This is a genomic window from Streptomyces sp. NBC_00986 (assembly GCF_045162565.1).
In the GTDB taxonomy this organism is placed as follows: domain Bacteria; phylum Actinomycetota; class Actinomycetes; order Streptomycetales; family Streptomycetaceae; genus Streptomyces.
Map to the genome: position 1 here is coordinate 7,624,628 of NZ_CP108733.1, position 22,232 is coordinate 7,646,859.

Here is a 22,232-nt window from a genome sequence, read left to right on the forward strand (position 1 = left end):
GCGCTCGGCGGGCCCGGCTCGGCGGAGGCAGTCTGACTGCAGCCGTACGGGACGGGCCCGTACGCGTTTCCGCCCGGCCCCCGCGGGGCCGGGTCAGGGAGGGACGAGCGATGAACGACACCACGATCTGCGCGGTCGGCAATGTGGCGACCCAGCCGATGTACCGGGACCTGGCGACGGGACCGTCGGCCCGCTTCCGGCTGGCGGTGACCGCGCGGTACTTCGACCGCGAGAAGAGCGTGTGGACGGACGGCCACACCAGCTTCTTCACGGTGTGGGCCAACCGTCAACTGGCCACGAACGTGGCGGCGTCGCTGTCGGTCGGCGACCCCGTCGTCGTCCAGGGCCGGCTGAAGGTGCGGGCGGAAGTGCGCGAGGGACAGCCGAACTGGTCCTCGGCGGACATCGACGCGGTGGCGATCGGCCACGACCTGGCACGCGGTACCTCGGCCTTCCGCCGGGCCAACAAGCAGGAGCCGGCGGCCTCTCCACCCCGGCCCGAGCCCAACTGGGAGACACCGGCGGGGGATTCGGCCGACTCGACCGCCGATTCCGCCGACGGCGCTGTTTCCGCTGGCGGGCAGCATTCCGACCAACAGCTCGCGGAAAGCCTCGCGATGACGTGATGTCAGTGAATGCCCCGAGCTGATCGAACTGCGGCTTATCGATGAATGCGCTCCGAAAGACCCGGTGGATTTGTCGATAAGCCCTGCTCGCAGGCGATCTTGGGGATAACGATTCCGAGTCGGATCGGTTATCGGATGACCCGACTGGAGAAGGCGGTGCGCCCGCGTCCCTAGGATGCCGGGCATAGCTCGGGCACAGTTCCCGGCGCTTTGATTCTGCTGGTGGGACCGCACTCCCACGTCGACGGGTCCTGCTCGAAGGGGAATTCCGTGTCACCTGCGTTGTCTGTGTTCTCCGCGCTGTCCCTGCGCGGCCGAGGCGCCGTGCGCTTCGTCGCCGCGACCTGGGCGTGCGGACTCGTCGCCGCCGGAGTGCTGGCCGGTGCCGGCCCGGCCGTCGCCGACGAGACACCGCAGACCCAGGGCGGGGCGACGGCGACGATAGGCGGGCTCAAGACCTACGGGTCCGCCGTGATCCACGAGGACGGCGCCGCCGATGTGCAGGTCTCCGCGGGTCTGTTCGAGATGTCCGTGGACGGCGGCGGAACCCTGCAGACGTACTGCGTGGATCTCCGCAACCCCACCCAGCGGGACGCCAAATACCACGAGACCGCGTGGAGCGGCACGTCACTGGGCGCCAACAAGAGCGCGGGCAGGATCAGTTGGATCCTGCAGCACTCCTACCCGCAGGTGAACGACCTCGCGGCGCTCTCCGCGAAGGCCGGCACCAAGGGCCTGACCGAGAGCGACGCGGCGGCCGGCACCCAGGTGGCCATCTGGCGCTACTCGGACAACGCGGACGTCGACGCGGTCGACCCGCAGGCGGAGAAGCTCGCGGACTATCTGGAGAAGAGCGCGCGGAACGTGGCGGAGCCGAAGGCCTCGCTGACCCTCGACCCGCCCGCGGTCTCCGGGCACCCCGGTGAGCGGCTCGGCCCGGTGACCGTGCACACGAACGCGACCGGGGTGACGGTGACACCGCCCGCCGACGCGGCCACGACCGGCGTGCGGATCGTCGACAAGGACGGCAAGGTCGTCACGTCCGCGGCGGACGGCAGCCAGGTGTTCTTCGACGTGCCCGAGGACGCGGGGGCCGGGTCGGCCGACCTGACCGTGCAGGCCTCCACCACCGTGCCCGTCGGCCGGGCCTTCACCTCCGAGAGCAGAAGCCAGACGCAGATCCTCGCCGGTTCCAGCGAGTCGACGGTCGCCGCGGCCGCGAGCGCGAACTGGGCGGAGACCGGTGCCGTACCGGCACTGTCGGCGCAGAAGAACTGTGCCGAGGGCGCCCTGGACATCACCGCCACCAACCAGGGCGACGCGACGTTCACCTTCGAGCTGATGGGCATCGAGCACGCCATCGACGCCGGGAAGTCCGCGACGGTGACGGTCCCGCTCCAGGAGGACCAGGCGTACGACTTCACGATCACAGGACCGAACGGCTACGAGAAGCGGTTCACCGGGGTCCTCGACTGCCGGACGCAGAGCGACGCGGGCGGTGCCGTGACACAGACGCTCAGCGAACCGAGCCCCGCGACGGTCGGCGGCACCAGCGTCGACACGAACCTCGCCGAGACGGGCGGCTCCGGCATCACCCCGATGATCACGGTCCTCGCCCTCGGCCTGGTCGGCATCGGCGCCACGACCCTGATGCTGCTGCGGGACCGGAAGCCCGGGCAGGGCTGAGGAAGCACCGGCCGCCCGGCGGTGTTCCGGCTCCTTGGCGCAACTGTCGCCGCGTCCGGGGAGTCGTACCCGCCATGACCGGAACAGGAATACGGCACGGCGAGGGATTGTCGCCCGGCGCCTTCGCGGCGGCGGGCGTCGGGAGCCTGGCTCTCGCCGCCTGGGCCAGCTGGAGCGACCTCCTGCTGCTGGTGCGGGGGCACGTGGTCCCCGGCTGGGAGGTGAGCGGTGGTCTCTTCGTGCTCGCCCTCGTCCTGTGGTGGACCTTCCTCCGGGCCGCCGGACGGGCGGAGGCCGCGCGGCTCGTGGGGACGCGAGCGAAGTGGGTGTCGCCGGTGAGCGCCGTGCTGATCGGCGTGGGGACACTCGGCATCGCCTGGGGAGCGGTGGGCGACCTGGGCGCCCGGTACTACGTGCTGCGCCCCACGGGCCCCGGCGGCTGTACGGCCGTAGTACGGGAGACGTCGTTCCTCATGATCGGCAACGGCGAGGCGTACGCGGTGGGGCGCACCGGTCTGGCGCTGGGCGAGGCGGGCGCCTGGGTGGTCGACGACGGGTACCGTCCCGTCGCCGGTGGCACGTACGAGTTGGACTGGGGGCGGGACGGCGGTCTGCTGCTGATCAGCGGTACGAGTACCGATCCGGTGCTCCGAGGAGGTATGACCGACATCGACTGCGGATGGTGAGACGGGGCACCGGCCGAACCCCCAGCTCACAGCCTCCCGACCAAACGGGTTACCACCCAAGCCGGGACCTCAGGCAAGATGGATACGTCTGCCCACTCCAGATTTCAAGCTGCCGGACGGTTTCTCTTGGCTGAGTACATCTACACCATGCGCAAGACGCGCAAGGCGCACGGCGACAAGGTCATCCTTGACGACGTGACGCTGAGCTTCCTGCCCGGCGCGAAGATCGGTGTGGTCGGGCCTAACGGTGCCGGTAAGTCCACCGTTCTCAAGATCATGGCGGGGCTCGAGCAGCCCTCGAACGGCGACGCGTTCCTGACGCCCGGTTTCAGCGTCGGCATCCTCATGCAGGAGCCGGAGCTGGACGAGACCAAGACGGTCCTGGAGAACGTCCAGGACGGCGCCGCCGAGATCATGGGCAAGCTCAACCGCTTCAACGAGGTCGCCGAGCTGATGGCGACCGACTACTCGGACGCCCTGATGGACGAGATGGGCAAGCTCCAGGAAGACCTGGACCACGCCAACGCCTGGGACCTCGACGGGCAGCTGGAGCAGGCCATGGACGCGCTGGGCTGCCCGCCCGGCGACTGGCCGGTCGTCAACCTCTCCGGCGGTGAGAAGCGCCGCGTCGCGCTCTGCAAGCTGCTGATCGAGGCCCCGGACCTGCTCCTCCTCGACGAGCCCACCAACCACCTCGACGCCGAGTCGGTGAACTGGCTGGAGCAGCACCTCACGAAGTACGCGGGCGCCGTCGTCGCCGTGACTCACGACCGGTACTTCCTGAACAACGTCGCCGAGTGGATCCTCGAACTGGACCGCGGCCGCGCGATTCCCTACGAGGGCAACTACTCCACGTACCTCGACAAGAAGTCCACCCGCCTCAAGGTCGAGGGCCGCAAGGACGAGAAGCGCCAGAAGCGGCTCAAGGAGGAGTTGGAGTGGGTTCGCTCCAACGCCAAGGGCCGTCAGACCAAGTCCAAGGCGCGCCTCGCCCGTTACGAGGAGATGGCGGCCGAGGCCGACAAGATGCGGAAGCTGGACTTCGAGGAGATCCAGATCCCGCCGGGCCCGCGTCTGGGCTCGATCGTCGTCGAGGTCCAGAGCCTTTCCAAGGCGTTCGGCGACAAGGTCCTCATCGACGACCTGAGCTTCACGCTCCCGCGCAACGGCATCGTCGGGGTCATCGGTCCCAACGGCGCGGGCAAGACCACGCTGTTCAAGATGATCCAGGGCCTTGAGACCCCGGACTCCGGCTCCATCAAGGTCGGCGACACCGTCAAGATCAGCTACGTCGACCAGAGCCGCGCCAACATCGACCCGAAGAAGACGCTGTGGGCCGTCGTCTCCGACGAGCTCGACTACATCAACGTCGGCCAGGTCGAGATGCCGTCGCGGGCCTACGTGTCCGCCTTCGGCTTCAAGGGCCCGGACCAGCAGAAGCCGGCCGGTGTCCTCTCCGGTGGTGAGCGCAACCGCCTGAACCTGGCGCTGACCCTCAAGGAGGGCGGCAACCTGCTGCTCCTCGACGAGCCCACCAACGACCTCGACGTGGAGACCCTGTCGTCGCTGGAGAACGCGCTGCTCGAGTTCCCCGGTGCGGCCGTGGTCATCTCCCACGACCGCTGGTTCCTGGACCGGGTCGCGACGCACATCCTCGCGTACGAGGGCGAGTCGAAGTGGTACTGGTTCGAGGGCAACTTCGAGTCGTACGAGAAGAACAAGGTCGAGCGACTCGGTGCGGACGCGGCGCGTCCGCACCGCGCCACCTACAAGAAGCTGACCCGGGGCTGATCTTCTTGCGCCACATCTACCGTTGCCCGCTGCGCTGGGCGGACATGGACGCGTACGGCCACGTGAACAACGTGGTCTTCCTCCGCTACCTGGAGGAAGCCCGTATCGACTTCCTGTTCCGCCCGGACAAGGATTTCCAGCAGGGGTCGGTGGTGTCGCGCCACGAGATCGACTACAAACGCCAGCTCGTCCACCGCCACGCGCCCGTGGACATCGAACTGTGGATCACGGAGATCAGGGCGGCGTCCTTCACCATCGCCTACGAGGTGAAGGACGGCGACCTGGTCTACGTCCGGGCCTCCACGGTCGTCGTCCCGTTCGACTTCGAGGCGCAGCGCCCGCGCCGGATCACCGACGCGGAACGGGAGTTCCTGGAGGAATACCGGGACGACGCCGAGGACGAGGCCGTCGCCGCATGACCCTCCTCCACCTCGCCGACGAAGGGGAGGCGGCGGATCTCGCGGCCTTCCTCACCCGGCTGCTCCACTACGACCGCGGCGCCGCGGTCCGCCTCCAGGCGGCCGGCACGGCACTCGCCGTCTTCGGCCGGCCGCCGTCCTTCGAGGTCCTCGCCATCCGCGCGGTACGCCTCGCCAAGCCCTACGAGAACGGCCTCGACGTCACCCTCGACGTGACCGTCTCCGCCGGTGAACTCCTGGAACTGCTCGACGAGTCGGCGGCCACGGCCGGGGTGCCGGCCGCGGTGACCGGCCCGCCCTGGGCCGGCGTCCTGCCGCCCCGGCGCGGCTGGACCCCCGAGTCCGGCCTGCCCGGCCCGCAGGCACTGAGCGGGATGATCGCGGCCGGAGTCGCCGAATTCCGCTCCCGTACCCAGGAGTTGACCCCCGAGACCCGCACGCGCACCGAACTCGACCGCATAGGACGGGAGATCTGGTCCCGCACGGTCGGCGAGACCTCGCTCCCGGTGCGCGCCGTACACGCGGCGCAGTCGCTCGGATTCCTGCGCCCCGGCGGGGAGTCGGGCCTGTTCTCGTCGGGCGCGTGGCTGCGGCTCCGCACCCCGTACGGCTCGATCGCCGTCCGCAGGGCGGGACTTGGGACGCTCGGCGTCAGCGTGCGCTGAGCGCGGTCACCGCTGCTCGCTGTCGTCGGGCCACACGCCGATGTGGTCCGCCTCCAGCTCCAGGGCCACCCGGTCCCGCATGTCCAGCGATTCCGTGTATTCGGCGGGGAGTTGGAGCCGCCCCGCCCGGTCCAGCATCGCGTACTCCCGCGCCACGACCGTCTCGTGGCCCGTTGTCGAGTCGACCTCGCTGCGCCGCAGGACCTCCGTGGAGGTGCGGCCGTCGCGGATCGCGACCGTGCGGCGGACCTCGCTCGCCACGGCCTGGTCGTGGGTGACGATCACGATGGTGCTGCTCAACTGCTCGTTCACGGTGCGGAACGCGGCGAAGACCTGTTCGGCGGTGTGGGAGTCGAGTTCGCCGGTGGGTTCGTCGGCGAGCAGCACGGCCGGGGCGTTGGCGAGGGCCACCCCGATCGCCACCCGCTGCTGCTGACCACCCGACATCTCCCGCGGCCGCCGGTCACGGCAGTCGGCGACCTCCAGCAACTCCAGCAGTTCCAGGGCGCGTTCGGCCTTCGCCCGGCGCCCGGAGCGGACACCGGACAACTGCATGGGCAGGGCGATGTTCTGAGCCGCCGTCAGATAAGGGAGCAGATTGCGGGAGGTCTGCTGCCAGACGAACCCGACGACCTCACGACGGTAGGCGAGCCGGTCCTTGGCGGTCATCGTGAGCAGATCCCGGCCGGCCACCCGGGCCGCACCGGCGGTGGGCGTGTCCAGCCCGGCCAGGATGTTCATGAGCGTCGACTTGCCGCTGCCCGAGGCCCCCACCAGGGCCATCAACTCGCCCTCCCGGACCAGGAGATCGAGCCCCTGCAACGCCTGCACCTCGACCCCGTCCGCGGTGAAGATACGGACCAGCCGGTCGCAGGTGATCAGCGCGTCATGACCGTAGGCGGGCCGGTTGCGGCTCTCGGCCGCGCGGGTGGCCAGGTCGGCGAGGGTGGGGTTCGTGGTCATCGACGCTCTCCTCGGTCACAGCCGACTGCTCGGCGAAAGCCTGCTTCACGAACACCGTGCCCATGAACGTCTTCTCTACGACTCACCGCGCGTCCCCCGCTCTCAACTCCCGTACGGATCCCCGCCGTCCGGACCACCACGCCTGCACCCCCGCGACCCCCACCGCCACCAGCAGCACCCCGATCGCCGGGACGGCCAGTGACACCGGGTCGATTCTCAACCTGGCCTCCCCGACCGGGTTCTGGGCCGACGCGAGAGCCACCGACGTCAGGTCCATGCCGGGGGCGAGCAGACGGATCGTCGCCCAGCCGGTGAGCGCGCCGCCCGCCGCCGCCAACAGGGCCTGGGGCAGCGACTCCAGGACGAGCAGGCGGCGGCCCTGCGCTCGGGTGAGGCCCATCGTGCGAAGGCGGGCCAGGAGCGCGGCGCGTTCCGGGGCCGCGCGCAACAGGGAGAGGAGGAGGGCCAGTACGGCGTAGCCGGCGCCCGCCGCCACCGCCGCCGTGTAGATGCGCTCGGCGCCGGACTGGAGGGGCGAGTCGACGTACCGGGCGCGTTCCTCGGCCCGTACCGTCACCCCGGCCGAGGACCCGGCCGCCTTGCGCAGCGCGGCCCCGCTCACCCGGTCGCCGGTCACCAGGAGCGAGCTCGGGCGGGCCGCCGTACCGGACAGCCCGGCGCGGTCCACGACGAGGAAGTCGGCGCCGGACACGGCCGGGGTCACGTCCCGGACGAGCACGATCCGTACGGTGACCGCGCTGGTGTCCGGCAGCCGGACGAGGAAGGGGCGGGTGCCGTACGCGGTCGCCACGGAGGGGGAGGCGAGGGCCGGGAGGACGACCTCCGAGCCCGAGGGACGCTTCAACTGCCCCTCGGGGAAGGCTCCCAGGCCCGTGCGCCCCGCCAACTCCGCGTAATCACCGGGGTTCACGCCCACCAGCGGGACCGCGTCCAGACCGTCCAACGGTTTCGCCTCGTCCGTGATGCTCACCTCGGCGAGACCGCGCACCCCCGGCAATCGGCTTGTCTCGCCGGGGAGTTGGGACGGCAGGGGAGCGGTCGCGTCGAGGCGGGCGTCCGCGCCGACCGCGAGGAGCGCCGCGTGGTCACGGGCGTCGCTCACGCCCGCGAGGACCGAACCGCCGAACGCGGCCGTGGTGAGCGCGGTGAGGAGGGCCAGCAGGGGCAGCACCGCGGAGACGGACGTACGGCCCGCCCGGGCCAGCGACAGATGGCCCACCGCGCCCCGCAGTCGGCCGGCCGGGCGGGCCAACTGGCGCAGCAGCAGCGGATAGACCCGCACCAGCACCAGCGCCGCGATCACACCCACCAACACCGGTGCCAGCGAAACCAGTTGATCCCCCGCCGAACCGGACGTGCCGCGTCTGCGCAGGGCCTCCACCGCGCCGGACGCCACCACCAGGAGGGTGAGTTCGGCGACCGTGCGGCCCAGGGACGGACGTACGGCCGTCACGTCCTCGCGCGGGCCGTGGACGCCCACGGTCCGATGGGTGAGCGCGGCGCGCACGGGCAGGGCTGCGGACGCGGTGAGGGCGACCGCGAGGGCGGCGGCGACGGCCTGGGCGCGACGGCCCTCGGGGGCGGCCAGCAGCGCCACCGTCAGCCCGACCGCGCCCGCCGGTACGGCGATCACGGCCGTCTCGGCGAGCAGGCGGGCGGTGAGGCCGCGCAGCGAGGCACCGCGGGCGCGCAGCAGGGCGAGTTCCGTGCGGCGGCGGTCGGCGGTGAGGCCGCCCGCCATGAGCAGGACGACGAGCGCGACCGTGCCGGTGCCGAAGGCCGCGACGGCGGTCAACGGGCGGATGCCCGAGCGGAGTTCGCCGTAGGCGGTGAACATGTCGTCGAGGCCGGTGCTCACTTGGGTGTCGGGGGTCGTGTAGGTACGGGCCAGTTGGAGGCCGGGACCCGATTCGACGGAGGCGACCGCGGTCTTCAGGCGGTCCAGGTCGTGGGCGTGCAGGGTGGTCAGGTCGGGGGCCAACTGCCAGTACGGGCCCGGCTGCGCGGAGGTGCCGAGGAGGGCCGGGGCCGCGTCGGGGGCCAGCAGCAGGGCGCCGAGCCAGTACTTCGGCCGGTCCGGCGTCGGCAGGGCCACCAGGGTCGGGGTGCGCAGCAGCGGCTGGGCCGACCAGTAGGCGCCGGCCGGGTCGCGCGGGGTGAGGACGCCGGTGACGCGGACGGCGAGCGGGCCCCGTCCCTCGCCGGGCACGTGGATCACCGAACCCACCGTGATGTGCAGGCTCTCGGCGGTCGCGGCGGTGACGGCGGCCTCGACCTCCGGGGTCTGCGCGGTGACCGATGCGGAGGCGCGCGGCAGTCTGCCCTCCCGTACGGTCGCGTGCCCGGCGAGGTCGCTCTGGGTCGCCGGGTAGACATGCGCGGGCAGGCCGTTCGGGCGCGGTATCCAGGTGTCCGGCACGGCCGGTTCGTCGGCCGGGCGCACGCCGTACGCGGACTGGGCGGTGTCGACGACAAGGGGACGGCCCACCACGGTGCGCGCCCGCTCGTACCCCGAGCGCAGCACGTCGGGGCGCAGGGCCGCCTCGCGCTGGTCCGGCGGGAGCATCGGGTCCGGCTGCTCGCCGGAGAGCTGGACGGAGGTCCGGTCGGGGCCCGCCTGCACGGCGGCGCGCCGCAGCCCGGCGTCCTCGTACCGGTCGAGGGCCCGCGGGAACACGGCGGCCAGACACGCGGTCACCGCGACGAGCAGCGCCAGCGCCCAGGCGGTCCCGGACGCGGAGCGCAGATGGGTGCGGATCCAGGGGGCGGTCACGGAGGCGTGCGGGGCGCTCATCTCACTTGCCTCCCGGGGCGGTCACGGAAGGGCGCGCGGGTGTTCATCACTCGCCTCCCTGCTCGCGGAGCGACGTCGCGGGGTCGGGCCGTCGTAGAGCGAGCTTCGCCGGCACGGGCAGCGGTGCGACGGCCACGGCGGCGAGCACCGCCCGGGCGGTATCGGGGGCGGTCACGGAGGCGTGCGGGGCGCTCATCTCACTTGCCTCCCGGGGCGGTCACGGAAGGGCGCGCGGGTGTTCATCACTCGCCTCCCTGCTCGCGGAGCGACGTCGCGGGATCGGCCCGGCGCAGCGCGAGCGTCGTCGTCACGATCAGCGGTGTCACCGCCACCGCCACGAGGAGCAACGCCACGTTTGCTACGGGGAGTTGGACCAGGACGCCCGGTACCGGGCGGGTCGCCTGGGCCGTGAGGACGATCAGGGGGATCACCGCGCGGGTCAGCAGGGCCCCCAGGGCGACGCCCACCACGAGGGCCAGGGCGACCAGGACCCCCTGCTCGGCGGCGATCATCCGGGCCAGCTGGCGGCGCGAAGCGCCCAGCGCGCGCAGCACGGCGAACTCGGCATCGCGCTCCCGCAGCGAGCCCGCCGCGCTCACCGCGAACCCGACCGCCGCGAGCGCCGCCGCCACCAGCGCCGCCGCCGCGAACGCGGCCTCGGGACCGGCGCCGAACGGGTCGTTGCGCAGGTCCTGGGCGATCTCCTCCCGCACCACGACCTCCCCGGGATCGACGTCGGGCAGGGCGCGCACCGCCGCGGCCACCGCCGGCGCGTCGCCCGGCGTGGTCCCCAGCCACCACTCGGTGGGCGTGACGCCATCGACGAAGCGCGTTCCCAACACCCGGTTCACGGACCGGAGATCGACCAGCAGCGCACCGCCGTCGCCCTCCTCGACACCACCCGTCGTCGGCAGTCCCCGCACCGCCGCCACGATCCGCACCGGCAGGTTCTCGCCGCCGAGCGTCACCTGCACCCGCTGTCCGGTGCGGGCACCCGCCGAGGTCAGGAAGCGGTCGGTGGCGACGGCCGTGATCTCGGGCGCCGGGGGCTGTGCGACCCGCAGCCGCACCGTGACGGAGGAGATCGTCCAGATGTCCTTGCCTGGGATGTACCCCGTGCCGTAGTCGACGGTCAGCGGCTTAGCCGAACGCACCTTCGGAGTGGGCGGGTTGGAGCGCGGACCGTACGACTCACTGGTGGAGGCCCGCGCCGTCCAGGCGGCGGGCAGCGGCAGCGGCCGGACCTTTCCCCGGGCGTCCGTGGCGGTCAACCCGCTGACGGTGAGCCGGTGTCGGGACGAGTGCTCGCCGGGCTGGGGCAGGTCGAGCTGAAGTCCGGTGAGGGTCAGCGGGCCGGGTGACGCGGAGACGTCCAGCTTCAGGTCGTACTGCCTTCCGTCGGTGGGGAGTTGGCCGAGCGGCTCCTCGTACGGCGTGCCGTAGCGGTCCTCGACCGTGGCCGTGACGGCGGCGGTGGTCCGCGGGCCCGTGCCGCCGATGCCGGCCCGTACCGTCAACCCGGCCGTTCCCGCCGGGATCTCGGTGCCCCCTGTGCGTCCCTTCGGGCCCAGGCCGGCCAGCAGCGGTCCGGCGGGGTGCCCCGAAGTCAGGTCCTGGCGGATCAGTACAGCGTCCGACGCGTGGGCCGTGTCCAGGGCCAGCACGGTCGCCGTGCGGTCGCCCGAGAGGGACAGGGTGGTGCGGACGGCGGGGGCGGCCTCCCGCACGTGCGGGAGGTCCGCGTAGGTCTCCGTGCGGCCCAACCCGCCGTCACCGGCGGCCAGTACGCGGACCGGGACCCCGGCCTGGAAGTCGGCCTGGTCGCTCTGCGAGCGGTTCCAGGAGGCGCTCTGGCCGATGGCGAGCATGCCCAGCGCCAGGGCGAGCACGAGCAGCAGCACCGGCCCGGCACCGCGCGTCGGACGGCGGCTGAACTGCCAGCCCGCCAGCGCCACCGGCAGCCCCCGCCCGGCGGCGGCCCGGCGCTCGGCCAGCCGTGCCACCGGCGGCAGCAGCCGTAGCGTCAGGACCGTGCCCGCGAGGAGGGCGAGGGCGGGGGCCGCGACGAGCAGCGGATCGATGCCCAGCGTCCCGGAGTTGTCGGTGCTGACGGCGCCCGAGGTCTGCCGGTTCAGCTGCCAGTAGGCGACCCCGGCCACGACCAGCAGCCCGATGTCCGCACCCGCGCGCAGCGGAGCGGGGACCGCGCGGGCCCGGCTGCCCTCGAAGGACGACGTGAGCGCGGGGAGTGTCACCGCCAGCGCACAGCCGAGAGCGACGGCCGCCGCGACCAGCCACACGCCGGCCCGGCCGCCCGCCGGAGTGTCCAGGTGCAGGCCGATCCGCGCCAACGCGCCGTGTCCGGCGAGGAGTTCGGTGAGCGGACCCGCCAGCAGGGGCGCAACCGCCGTCGCCGGTACGGCGAGCAGCAGCGCCTCCACCGCCGACAGGCCCGCGATCCGCGCCCGGGAACCGCCGCGTGCCCGCAACAACCGGCTCTCGCCCGCCCGTTCGGCGCTCAGCAGCCGGGCCACCAGCAGCAGGGCGTAGCCCGCGAGCAGCGCGAGCTGGAGCGCGACGATCAGCAGGGTCGAGCGGGAGACGAGCAACGAGCGGTCGATGCGGTCGAGTACGTCCGGCAGTGAGGTGGTCGCGGTGGTAACTCCCTTGACCGCACCGGACTTTCGCAGCGCGGCGCCGCCCGCCCCGGCGCTCGCGCGCAGGGTGCCGATCCGCCCGGTCGTCAGCGTGGAGAAGTCGGCCGACGCGAGCCACGCGGACGGCCCGGCACTCAACCCGGCGAGACTCGCGGGATCGGTGAGCAGCGGGCCGTAGGTCGTGAAACCGGCCGTGCTGAGGCCGCGGCCGCGCAGGTCGTCGAGGAGCCAGTAGGCGGCGCTCGCGACGGCGGGCCGGTAGACGCCCGTGACGAGGATGTGCGCCTTGGGCCCGCTGAGCCGGTTGTCGAGGGTGAGCCGCGTGCCCGTCCGTACCCCGAGCCCCTCGGCGGCGGTGCGGGGCAGCGCGACCTCGATGTCCCCGGAACCCGTCGCGCGCGGGAAGCGGCCCGAGACCAGCCGCACCTGCGACCGGTCCAGGGCCCCGAAGTAGGTGAGATCCGGATCGCCGGACCGCTCGGCCCGCGGCTGGAGCGAGCGCGGCAGCGCGTACGGCCCCGAGCGCACCAACGTCCGTACGGTCACCGGCAGTTGGTCGAAGGTCCGCCCCGCAGCCTTCCGTACGGCGGTGTCGGCGGCCGCGCGCTCGGCGGGCGGGACGTCGGCCTTGACGAGCAGGGCGGTGTCGGGGGTGTTGCGGGTGTCGTTCAGGGAGTGCTGGAGCGCCGCGTCGCCGATCGCGCCCGAGTAGGCGGTGAGCGTCGTGAGGACGGCCGTGGTCAGCAGCACGGTGAGCAGGGCAGCGGCGAGCAGCAGGCGATGCGCCCGCGCGCGTACGAGGACGAACCCCACCCGGCCCCCCGCCGTCGTCCGGATCTTCCCCGGCGATGCTGCCAGAGGGGACCGGCGGCGAGTAACCGTTTGCGACCACTGCTTGACCGGATCGTGACCGGATACCGGCGCCGTACGACCGGAGTCCGACGTTCAGTGAGCGGCGGTCAGCCCGCCGTGTTCACCATCGAAGCCGCCGCGTACGTCAGGTAGTTCCACAGCGTGTGCTCGTGCTCCTCGGACAGACCGAGTTCGTCGACGGCGACGCGCATGTGCCTCAGCCAGGCGTCGTGCGCGGCCTGGTCGACCTGGAACGGGGCGTGGCGCATGCGCAGGCGCGGGTGGCCGCGGTTGTCGCTGTACGTCGTCGGGCCGCCCCAGTACTGCATCAGGAAGAGGGCGAAGCGCTCCTCGGCCGGACCCAGGTCCTCCTCCGGGTACATCGCCCTCAGCAGCGGGTCCTCCGCGACGCCCTCGTAGAAACGGTGGACGAGCCGACGGAAGGTCTTCTCCCCGCCGACCTGCTCGTAGAAGGTCTGCTCCTGAAGCGTGCCGCGCCGAATCTCGTTCACACTCCCCATGGTCTCAGACGGGGCGGCCGACGACTTGAGACTTAGGACCGCTCGCCTCCCGGCCGCCACGGCAGGACAGTGGACGTATGAGCGCGCACGCTCTCGACAAGGACCTGGACGCCGTCGCCGTCTCCGCGCGGGCGGAACTGGTGCGGGCGATCGGCCTGAGCGGTGCCTGGGACGCGGACCCCGGCTGGCGGGCGGTGTTCGCGGCCGTACCGCGGCACCTCTTCGTGCCGTACTACTACGCCGCTGCAGCCGACGGGAACGAGCGGCTGTGGAGGGACAGCCCCGACCCGCGCACCCGCGAGCGCTGGCTGCGCGGGGTCTACGCCGACGTACCGCTCGCCACGCGGCTGCGGGACGGGGAGCTGGTGTCGTCCAGCAGCCAGCCGTCCCTGATGGCGCGGATGCTGGCCGAGCTACGGGTGACGGACGGCGACCGGGTGCTGGAGATCGGCGCGGGGACGGGCTACAACGCGGCGTTGCTCGCGGAGCGGCTCGGCGACGAGCAGGTGACGACCGTGGACCTGGAACCGGAGATCACCGACTCCGCCCGCACCCACCTCGCCGACGCCGGCCACCACCCGACCGTCATCACCGGCGACGGCACCCGCGGAGTCCCCGAACACGGCCCCTACGACCGCATCATCGCGACCTGCGCCCTGACATCGATCCCGCGAGCCTGGCTGGCCCAGTGCAACCCCGGCGCCCGCATCCTGGCCCCCCTGGCCACCGGCCTGATCGCCCTCACCGTCCAGGACACGACCCACGCGGAGGGCAACTTCCTGGACACGGCCGCGTACTTCGTCCCCCTACGCGGCACCGAACCCGCAGTACAGGACGAGATCCCACACCACCCCGGCGACCACGAACGACTCCGCTTCCTGCTGACCCTCACCCACGGCGCGCTTGATCCGCGGGACGCCCGTGAACTGTGGGAGCGCGAGGGGAGACCCGGGCGGGAGCGCTACGGCGTCACGGTCACCGGTGAGGGGGCACGGGCGTGGCTGGACGCCCCGGAGAGCCCGCACACTTGGTCACTCCCCTAGCTGCAACGCCCCTGCAAGGGGCGCGGGGAACTGCGCGACCAGCCACGACGGCGCATCAGACGACAAACGACGCTGCGGGACCTTTTGATCAACCCCGCCGCACAGTGATCGTCGTCCACGCCCCCACGTGCACCCGATCCCCATCCTGCAACGGCACCGGCACAAACGGCTGAATAGGCTCCTCGCCACCATTGACGGTCGTACCGTTCGTCGAGTTCTGATCGACGACGGCCCAACTCCCGTCCGGCTGCTGCACCAACACCGCATGCTGATGCGAGACACCCGGGTCCTCCGGCGGCACCGACAGGTCGATGTCGGGGGATTCCCCGGTGGAGTGGCGGCGCCGGCCGATGGTGATCTGGTTACCGGTGAGCTGCCGCTGCTGCTCGGGCGAGTACGCGGGCAGATTGAGCCCCGCGGCCTCCGGCCCCGAACGCTGCATCATCGCCATGAAGTACTCGCGGTCCGGCCCGATCGTCGCCATCCACGTCGTCGACTGCTGCTGGTACGCAGGACGGGGCGGGGCCTGGTTCGAACCGGGCCCCGGATAGCCGTAGCCACCGCCACCCTGACCGGGACCACCAGGACCCCCTGGACCACCGGGACCGCCCGGCGAGCCGGGGGTCGGCGGGGAGATCACCCAGTCGTCGTCACCGCCGCCGAAGGGCGAGCCGCCCTGCTGAGGACGGTTCGTCTCCTGCGGGAACCCGGGCGGGGCCGGCGGAGCGGACTGCTGGAAGGCCTGCGGGGCGCCGCTCGTCCCACCGGGACCCGCGGGCGGGGTCGGTCCGGGCGGCGGCGGGATCGGCCGCGAGGGGTCGGGACCGAAGCCCGAGGGACCCTGCGGGTTCGAGGGCTCGTTGCCGAACGGTCCGGGCTGACCCTGCCGCTCACCGCCGAAGGTGCCGGGGCGGCCGCCGCCGAAGTCACCCTGGCGGGGGCGCTCGTTGCCGAACTGGCCGCCGGGACCGGGGGGTTGCTCATTGCCGAAGGAGCCGGGCCGGCCGGACGCCTCGTTGCCGAAGGGCGGCGGAGGGGGCGGGCCGGAGGGGTCGTTGCCGAACGGCCGGGGCGGACCGGACGGGTCGTTGTTCCCGAAGGCCGCGGGACCGCCGCCCTGCCGCTCGCCGCCGAAACCCTGCGCGCCGGGTCCGCCCTGTCCGCCGGGCCCACCCTGCCGCTCATTGCCGAAACCTTGCGAGCCGGGGCCACCGGGGCCGCCCTGCCGCTCGCCACCAAAGCCTTGCGCGCCCTGGCCACCGGGACCGCCAGGTCCACCCTGACCGCCGGGACCGCCGCCCGGACGCTCACCGCCGAAGCCTTGCGCGCCGGGTCCACCCTGACCGCCGGGCCCACCCTGCCGCTCGTTGCCGAAGCCCTGCGAGCCCTGACCACCGGGGCCACCAGGTCCGCCCTGACCACCGGGTCCACCTTGGCGTTCGCCACCGAAGCCCTGCGGGCCGGGGCCGCCAGGACCGCCCCCGGGTCCACCTTGCCGCTCGTTGCCGAACCCCTGCGAGCCGGGACCACCCGGTCCACCGGGCCCACCCTGCCGCTCGCCGCCGAAGACACCGGGACCGTTCGGCCCACCAGGCCCACCGGAACCAGGTCCACCAGGCCCACCAGGACCTCCAGGCCGCCCCGTCGGTTCACTCCCGAAGGGGGGTATGGGCTCCGCGGGCCGGTTCATCTGTGAGGGCCGCGACCCCTGGTACTCGTAGGGGTCACCGCCGTACGTCGGACCGGGACCAGGACCGGGCGGCGGGGACTGCTGCTGGAAGCGGGACGCCGGGCTCGGGCCGGGGCCCGAGGTCGAGGGGCGCGGGGCCGCCGGGGTGTACGACGTCGCCGTGTTCGTGAGGAAGTTCCACCGGCACTCCTCGCAGAACGGCGCACCGCCCTCGCGGGGCGTGCGGCACTGCGGGCAGAGCTCCGCCTCGGCGGACGGGGCGCGGCCGGGCGCGGGCGGCGGGAAGCCGTAGCCGCCGCCGGGCGGCGGGGGAGGGGGCGGGGGTACGGCACCGGCCATGCGGTGACCGCAGACCTCGCACCAGTCGTCGGAACCCGACTGGTGTCCGTTCGGGCAGGTCGGCATGTCGGCGCGTCCCCCTTTCGCACAGGGTCGTTCTCGGTCTCACGGAGTCGTGCTTGCTATGTCACTTCTTTACACGAACAGTCTTTGTGGACCGGGTCTCGAGAGTCATCTCGTCGGCCTCCGCGACCTTCGCCTTCAGTCGCACAGTACCCGCCGCGGCATCGACCACGTCCACCACCTTCGCAAGCAGTTTCGCAGTATCCGCGTTTCCGGAGACGCTGGCGAGCTGAACGGCCCGTCCCAGTTTGGCCGTTGCTCCGTCGACATCTCCCGATTTGCGGAGATCGAGCCCTTGTTGGATGACTTGTGCCAGTTCGGCCTGGCCGGTGTAGTGCGCGACCTGGGGGTTGATGGACGTGGACGCCACCATGTCGTCGGTCCACACGGCCTTCACCAGGCCTTGGGCGCCCAGGTTCTGGGTGCTGCCGTCGGGCTGCGGGACGACCAGCGAGACCCGGGCGGCGAGCATCTCCTGGCCGATGCCGGCCTCGGGGACCTCGACGCACACGTGGTAGTCACGGGACTCGTCTCCCCAGGATCCGGTGGGGTAGTCCCCGGCGCGGGGGCCCGCCTCGGTACGGCGGTCGGTCAACTCCTCGACCCGGGGCGCGACTTGCTTGACGAACTTGATGGCCGTGCCCACCGGCGTCCACAGTCGCAGCGCGACGTCCGCGACCTCCTTGCCCATCGCCGTCTCCATCATCTTCGTGAAGTCGGCGGCGAGATGGGCCGGGTCGGCGACGATGTCGGCGGTGCCGAGCAGCGCGGAGGCGATCCCTGTGACTTCTTTCACTTCCCAGTCGGTGCCGACGCCCCGCGCGTCACAGGTGAACCGTCCGGCGCAGGACCCGAGCGCCGCCTTCAGGTCCTCCGGTGCCTCGTGCTCGTTGCGGCCGTCGGTCAGCAGGATGCCGTGGCGTATGGAGACGTCCGCGGAGGACAGCAGCCGGTCGGCGAGGCGCAGCCAGGTGCCGATCGCCGTACCGCCGCCCGCGCTCAGCTTGCGCAGCGCCTGCTTGGCCTGGTCGCGGGTCCGGGCGTCGGCCACCGCGAGCGCGCCGCCGCCCGGATAGACCTCCTTGGCGACATGCGTGCCGCCGATCACCGCGAAGTGCACGCCGTCCCGCAGGGTGTCGATCGCGGCGGCCGTGGCGTCGCGGGCGTTGCGCATCTTGGTCGGCGGGTAGTCCATCGACCCCGAGCAGTCGACCATGATCGCCACGGCCGCGTCCGGGCCCTGTCCGGCCGAGTACAGATGGGGCGCCGCGACCGGGCTCCCGATGGTGCCGCCGCCGGTGGAGGTCACCGTGACGATCGCGTTGACCTCACGCCCGCCCTCCGGCAGGTACTCGTTCTGGTACACGTCGACCGAGAACTGTGGCACGTTCGACTTCGAGAAATTGGCCATGCCTGCTCTGATCCCCCTCAAGTGCCCCACCTGGATGGGGCGATGACTATATGCGGACCGGTCCCCACCGGTCCGAGGCCGCCCCCGTTTGTACGGCCTCAGCCGGATACTGCCCCTTGCGGCGGGGCGGGGAACGGGACGACGGCCACTGTTACGTTGTCGTGGCCCCCGCCGTCCAGCGCGTGGCCCACCAACACCTGGGCGCTGTGCAGCGGGCGGACCGCCGCGTCGGCGGGGACGATCTCCGCCATCTCCTCGGCGGACTCCGCGTAGTTCCACAGCCCGTCCGTGCAGACCACCACCACACCGGGGCGGTCCGGCTTGAACGAGGCGGTGTGCGGCTCCAGTTCGTACGCGTCCGCGCCGAGCCAGCCGGTGATCGCGTGGGCGCGCTCGTCGGCGTAGGCCTCCGCCTCGCTCATCAGGCCCGCGGCGACCATCTGCGCCGCCCACGAGTCGTCCTCGGTGAGCCGGGCCGGCGGTGAACTGCGGTCCACCGGGATCCAGTAGGCGCGGCTGTCGCCGACCCAGCCGACGACGAGGAGGGTCGGGGTGACGATCGAGCCGACCAGCGTGCAGGCCGGCGCGTTCTGGTGCGGGGTGTGCTCGCGGGCCGTGGCGGGCTCCTGGGCAAGGGAGTTGACCGCGTGCGAGGCCGCGATGATCGCCTCGTGCATCGCCGCCTGCGGATGCGTCCCCTGCGGCAGCGCGGCCAGCAGCGCCTCACCGGCCTGCTGCGAAGCGGCCAGCGAGGCCGCGTCGGGCCGCGTCGCCGACGACACCCCGTCACACACCACCGCGACCAGCGCGGGCGCCCCGTCGGGCAGCAGGCACTGTCCTACGGCGAAGGCGTCCTCGTTGCGGTGGTGGCGCAGCCCGCGGTCGCTGACCGCCGCGAGCGGGCCCAACTCCTGTTCCATGTGGTCGCGTTCGCGGGGCTGGGCGTGCCCGCAGTTCTCGCAGTAGCCGTCCGGGTCGACCCGGCCCGAGCGGCAGGCCACGCACACCTTCACGCCCTCGCCCGCGGTCGGCGGGTCGGCGGTGACCCGCGGGTCCGGCGCCTGCAGGGGGTACTCGTCGGGCTCCGGCGGCCGGTCGAACCGTACGCCCGTCGCCGCCGTGACCGGTGAACCGGCGGGCGGGAGCGGGGCGTTGGAGGGCAGGGGGGTGCCGCCCGAGTCGGTGCCGGGCAGGTCCGTCGGCAGATGGACCGTCGGCGGGGTCTCGGAGTTCCCCGGCTGGGGCACCACGGGCCAGTCCACGTCCGTGGCCTCCTCGGGCGGGAGCGGCACCGCGCCGTTCATGGTGAGCGTCGGATGGTCGTCCGGCGGCGCGGGCACGGCGGACAGGTCGTATCCGCAGGCGCCGCAGAAGCGGTCACCGGACTCCAGGGGCTCTTCGCAGCTCGGGCAGGCGGAGAGCTGGGGCATCTGCGACATCAACTACACCCACGTCCGGGGGCGGTAACGGTTGGCTCGTTCCACCAGGTCGATCCTCTCCTCGCCGTCCCGTGCCAGCCGGGCCAGCGTGCGGTACGAACGCTCCAGGCCGAAGCGGAGTCCCCGCTCGTCCAGTTCGCTGCCGAGCAGCTCCCGCCGCGTGAGCGGCACGGAACCCTGGCCTCCGGAGAGTATCCAGTCGAGGGCGCGGCCGAGGACCTCGGCCGACAACCGCTCGCGCCGGACCGCGTCCAGACCGTATCCCTCCAGCGCTTCCACCTGTCCGGCGGCCGCGGTCAGATCGTCCAGGAACGGCGTGTCGTCCGCCGTCGCGGCCCGCTCCCGAAGCCGCGCCCGTACGGCGGCCACGCGCGCGGCCGTGTAGTGGATCGACGCCTCGGGCACCGACTCCAGCGTCCGTACGGCGCCGGGCCGGTCGCCGGTCGCGAACTGGACGCGGGCCAGGCCGAAGGCCGCGCTCACATAGCTCGGGTCGGTCGACCACACCAGGCGGTAGTACTCGGCCGCGTTGTCCAGCTGCCCCAGCACCTCGGCGCACAGCCCGAGCGCCAGCTTCGGCGCGGGCTCGCCCGGGAAGGCGTCGTAGATCGCGTCGAAGGACAGTGCGGCGGCTTCGTAGTCGAGGGTCGCCAGCGCGGCCACGCCCGTGTACCAGACGACCCGCCAGTCGTCGGGCCGCTCGTCCTCCAGCTTCGCCAGGGCGTCCAGCGCGGTGTACGAGTCGCCGTTCTCCAGCCAGGCGCGGATCTGCCGCAGCCGGGTCTCCACGGAGGGCGACGGCGCCGACGCGAGCGCGCCGAGCAGCTCGGTCGCCGCGGTCGTCATCAGACCCGCCAGGAAGCCCGCGTTGGGGTCGCTCGCGTCGACATGCGGAACGGGCAGCGCCAGTGCCACGGCGGGGGAGTCGACCTGCTTGACGATGCTCGGCGCGCTGCCGTTGAGCGCGGTCAACACCGGGCCGCCGTTGGGGCGTTCGGCAAGTGCCGTGCCGGAGCGGGCACTTGGGATCCGCTTCGGCGGCTGTACCGCTCTCGCCCCCAGCAGGGACACGTCCCCGTCCAGCTTCGGGAACAACTCCGTGTCCGTGACCTTGAGTTCGGGCCCGAACAGGGTGGACAGCGACGGGCGGGCCCGCCCGGTCTGCAGCGAGACGACCTCGCGCAGCACGCCTGTCAGCTGCTCGGCCATCTCCTGCGCGGAGGCGAACCGGCGGGCCGGGTCGGGGTCGGTGGCGCGGACCAGGAGCCGGTAGAACGACTCGTAGCGGCGGAAGACCTCGATGTTGTCCGGGTCGGGCAGGGAGTCCACGAAGACGTTCGTGTAGCCCTGGAAGTCGAAGGTCATCACCGCGAGCGTGCGGGCCACCGTGTACAGGTCGCTCGCCACCGACGGGCCGACCTCCGCGACCTCCGGCGCCTGATAGCCCACCGTGCCGTAGATGGCCGACTCGTCGTCGTCCATCCTGCGCACCGCGCCCATGTCGATCAGCTTGAGCTGGTCCTCGGTCTGGATCGCGTTGTCGACCTTGAAGTCGCAGTACAGCAGGTTGCGGCTGTGCAGGTGGCCGAGCGCCTCCAGGGCCTCGATGCCGTACGCGCACGCCTGCTCCACCGGCAGCGGATCGCGCTTCCCGCTCTCTGTACGGCGGTCGTTGGCGATCTCCTTGAGGGACTTGCCGCCGACGTACTCCATGACGATGTACCCGTCCAGCGAACCCGTCCGCTGGTCCAGGTGCTCCACGAAGTTGTAGATCCGCACGATGTTGGCGTGCTCGATCTCGGCGAGGAAGCGCCGCTCGGAGATCGCGGCCTCCATCGCGTCCTGGTCGCCGGTGTCGAGGAGTCCCTTGAGGACCACCCACCGGTCGGAGACCGCGCGGTCCACCGCGAGATAGACCCAGCCGAGGCCGCCGTGCGCGAGACAGCCCACGACCTCGTACTGGCCGTGCACGATGTCGGCGGCTTCCAGCTTGGGCGTGAACGAGTACGGGTTGCCGCACTTGGTGCAGAAACCCTCCGTGCGCCCCGGGCTGTCGCCGCGGGCCCGGCCCACCGGCGCACCGCAGTCCGAGCGCGAGCAGAACCGCTTCCGCTCGGGCACCTCCGGGTTCTCCAGGACCATCTCGCGCGGGTCCGGCCGCGGCACCCCCGGCACCTGCACCAGACCGACGCCGAGCCGGCCGCGGCTGGAGGTCCCGGACGACGAGCCGGAGCTGCGCACCGACACCGAGCGGCTGGAGGCACGGCCCGACTCCGAGCGCGAGAGCCGCCCCGACACCGAGCGCCGGGACTTCGACGACTGCGACGACGTACGCGAACTGCGGCTGCTGGTACGGGAACTGCCGCTCCCCGTGCCCCGCGAGCCCTTGCCACTGGTCATCCCGGTGGGCGGTGAGCTGATCGCGCCCTTCGCCGACACCACCGGCGCCAGACCGCACGTGTCGCAGTACAGCTCGCCGCCGCCGACGTCCTCGTACGACCCCTCGCAGCCCGGCCGTTGACACTTCTGCTGTGTCTCGCTCATGACCGACCCCGCTTCTTCCTCG

At 72.4% G+C, this 22,232-nt stretch carries 16 protein-coding genes; 7 read left to right on the forward strand and 9 right to left on the reverse strand.

All coding sequences use genetic code 11. The features are described 5' to 3' along the window. The first annotated feature begins 110 nt into the window (after positions 1 to 110). The 6 genes from OG504_RS34110 to OG504_RS34135 all read left to right on the forward strand — a co-directional run bounded on the left by OG504_RS34110 (position 111) and on the right by OG504_RS34135 (position 5,873). Positions 111 to 626 (forward strand): single-stranded DNA-binding protein, encoded by a 516-nt coding sequence (locus OG504_RS34110; protein ID WP_405993235.1) that lies wholly within the window; start codon positions 111 to 113, stop codon positions 624 to 626. A gap of 270 nt (positions 627 to 896) precedes the next feature. After that, on the forward strand, positions 897 to 2,312 hold the full coding sequence (locus OG504_RS34115; protein WP_405993236.1) for a Cys-Gln thioester bond-forming surface protein: 1,416 nt from the start codon (positions 897 to 899) through the stop codon (positions 2,310 to 2,312). A gap of 74 nt (positions 2,313 to 2,386) precedes the next feature. After that, positions 2,387 to 2,998: a hypothetical protein gene (locus OG504_RS34120; protein WP_405993237.1), complete on the forward strand. Its 612-nt coding sequence runs from the start codon at positions 2,387 to 2,389 to the stop codon at positions 2,996 to 2,998. 126 nt (positions 2,999 to 3,124) lie between these two features. Beyond that, the gene (gene ettA, locus OG504_RS34125) at positions 3,125 to 4,789 is read left to right on the forward strand and encodes an energy-dependent translational throttle protein EttA (RefSeq protein ID WP_405993238.1); all 1,665 of its coding nucleotides are present in this window, start codon (positions 3,125 to 3,127) and stop codon (positions 4,787 to 4,789) included. A 5-nt stretch (positions 4,790 to 4,794) separates the two neighbouring features. Then, positions 4,795 to 5,208, forward strand: coding sequence for an acyl-CoA thioesterase (locus tag OG504_RS34130; protein ID WP_405993239.1), 414 nt, complete (start codon positions 4,795 to 4,797; stop codon positions 5,206 to 5,208). After that, the gene (locus tag OG504_RS34135) at positions 5,205 to 5,873 is read left to right on the forward strand and encodes a hypothetical protein (RefSeq protein ID WP_405993240.1); all 669 of its coding nucleotides are present in this window, start codon (positions 5,205 to 5,207) and stop codon (positions 5,871 to 5,873) included. The genes OG504_RS34130 and OG504_RS34135 overlap by 4 nt, the downstream gene beginning before the upstream one ends. A gap of 6 nt (positions 5,874 to 5,879) precedes the next feature. Here OG504_RS34135 and OG504_RS34140 read toward each other — a convergent pair whose 3' ends face one another. The 5 genes from OG504_RS34140 to OG504_RS34160 form a co-directional block, all read right to left on the reverse strand. Beyond that, on the reverse strand, positions 5,880 to 6,836 hold the full coding sequence (locus OG504_RS34140) for an ABC transporter ATP-binding protein (RefSeq protein ID WP_405993241.1): 957 nt from the start codon (positions 6,834 to 6,836) through the stop codon (positions 5,880 to 5,882). A gap of 82 nt (positions 6,837 to 6,918) precedes the next feature. After that, complete coding sequence (locus tag OG504_RS34145; protein ID WP_405993242.1) at positions 6,919 to 9,651, reverse strand: FtsX-like permease family protein; 2,733 nt, start codon at positions 9,649 to 9,651, stop codon at positions 6,919 to 6,921. 46 nt (positions 9,652 to 9,697) lie between these two features. Next, the gene (locus OG504_RS34150) at positions 9,698 to 9,847 is read right to left on the reverse strand and encodes a hypothetical protein (RefSeq protein ID WP_405993243.1); all 150 of its coding nucleotides are present in this window, start codon (positions 9,845 to 9,847) and stop codon (positions 9,698 to 9,700) included. Between the two features lie 46 nt (positions 9,848 to 9,893). Next, on the reverse strand, positions 9,894 to 13,121 hold the full coding sequence (locus tag OG504_RS34155) for an FtsX-like permease family protein (RefSeq protein ID WP_405993244.1): 3,228 nt from the start codon (positions 13,119 to 13,121) through the stop codon (positions 9,894 to 9,896). A gap of 146 nt (positions 13,122 to 13,267) precedes the next feature. Beyond that, positions 13,268 to 13,681: a globin gene (locus OG504_RS34160; protein WP_405993245.1), complete on the reverse strand. Its 414-nt coding sequence runs from the start codon at positions 13,679 to 13,681 to the stop codon at positions 13,268 to 13,270. 77 nt (positions 13,682 to 13,758) lie between these two features. Here OG504_RS34160 and OG504_RS34165 point away from each other — a divergent pair, with 77 nt between their 5' ends. Then, a complete protein-coding gene (locus tag OG504_RS34165; protein ID WP_405993246.1) occupies positions 13,759 to 14,724 on the forward strand; it encodes a methyltransferase domain-containing protein in 966 nt (321 codons plus the stop codon). Between the two features lie 88 nt (positions 14,725 to 14,812). On the opposite strand, the gene OG504_RS34170 is transcribed toward OG504_RS34165, so the two are convergent. The 4 genes from OG504_RS34170 to OG504_RS34185 all read right to left on the reverse strand — a co-directional run bounded on the left by OG504_RS34170 (position 14,813) and on the right by OG504_RS34185 (position 22,210). After that, positions 14,813 to 16,819 (reverse strand): FHA domain-containing protein, encoded by a 2,007-nt coding sequence (locus OG504_RS34170; RefSeq protein ID WP_405993247.1) that lies wholly within the window; start codon positions 16,817 to 16,819, stop codon positions 14,813 to 14,815. Between the two features lie 61 nt (positions 16,820 to 16,880). Continuing rightward, entirely contained in the window at positions 16,881 to 18,227 is a 1,347-nt protein-coding gene (locus OG504_RS34175; protein WP_405993248.1) for a vWA domain-containing protein, read from the reverse strand. 98 nt (positions 18,228 to 18,325) lie between these two features. Further along, positions 18,326 to 19,669 carry a PP2C family serine/threonine-protein phosphatase gene (locus OG504_RS34180; RefSeq protein ID WP_405993249.1) on the reverse strand — a complete coding sequence of 448 codons (1,344 nt, stop codon included), beginning with the start codon at positions 19,667 to 19,669 and terminating at the stop codon, positions 18,326 to 18,328. After that, the gene (locus OG504_RS34185) at positions 19,670 to 22,210 is read right to left on the reverse strand and encodes a tetratricopeptide repeat protein (RefSeq protein ID WP_405993250.1); all 2,541 of its coding nucleotides are present in this window, start codon (positions 22,208 to 22,210) and stop codon (positions 19,670 to 19,672) included. Between the last annotated feature and the right edge of the window lie 22 nt (positions 22,211 to 22,232).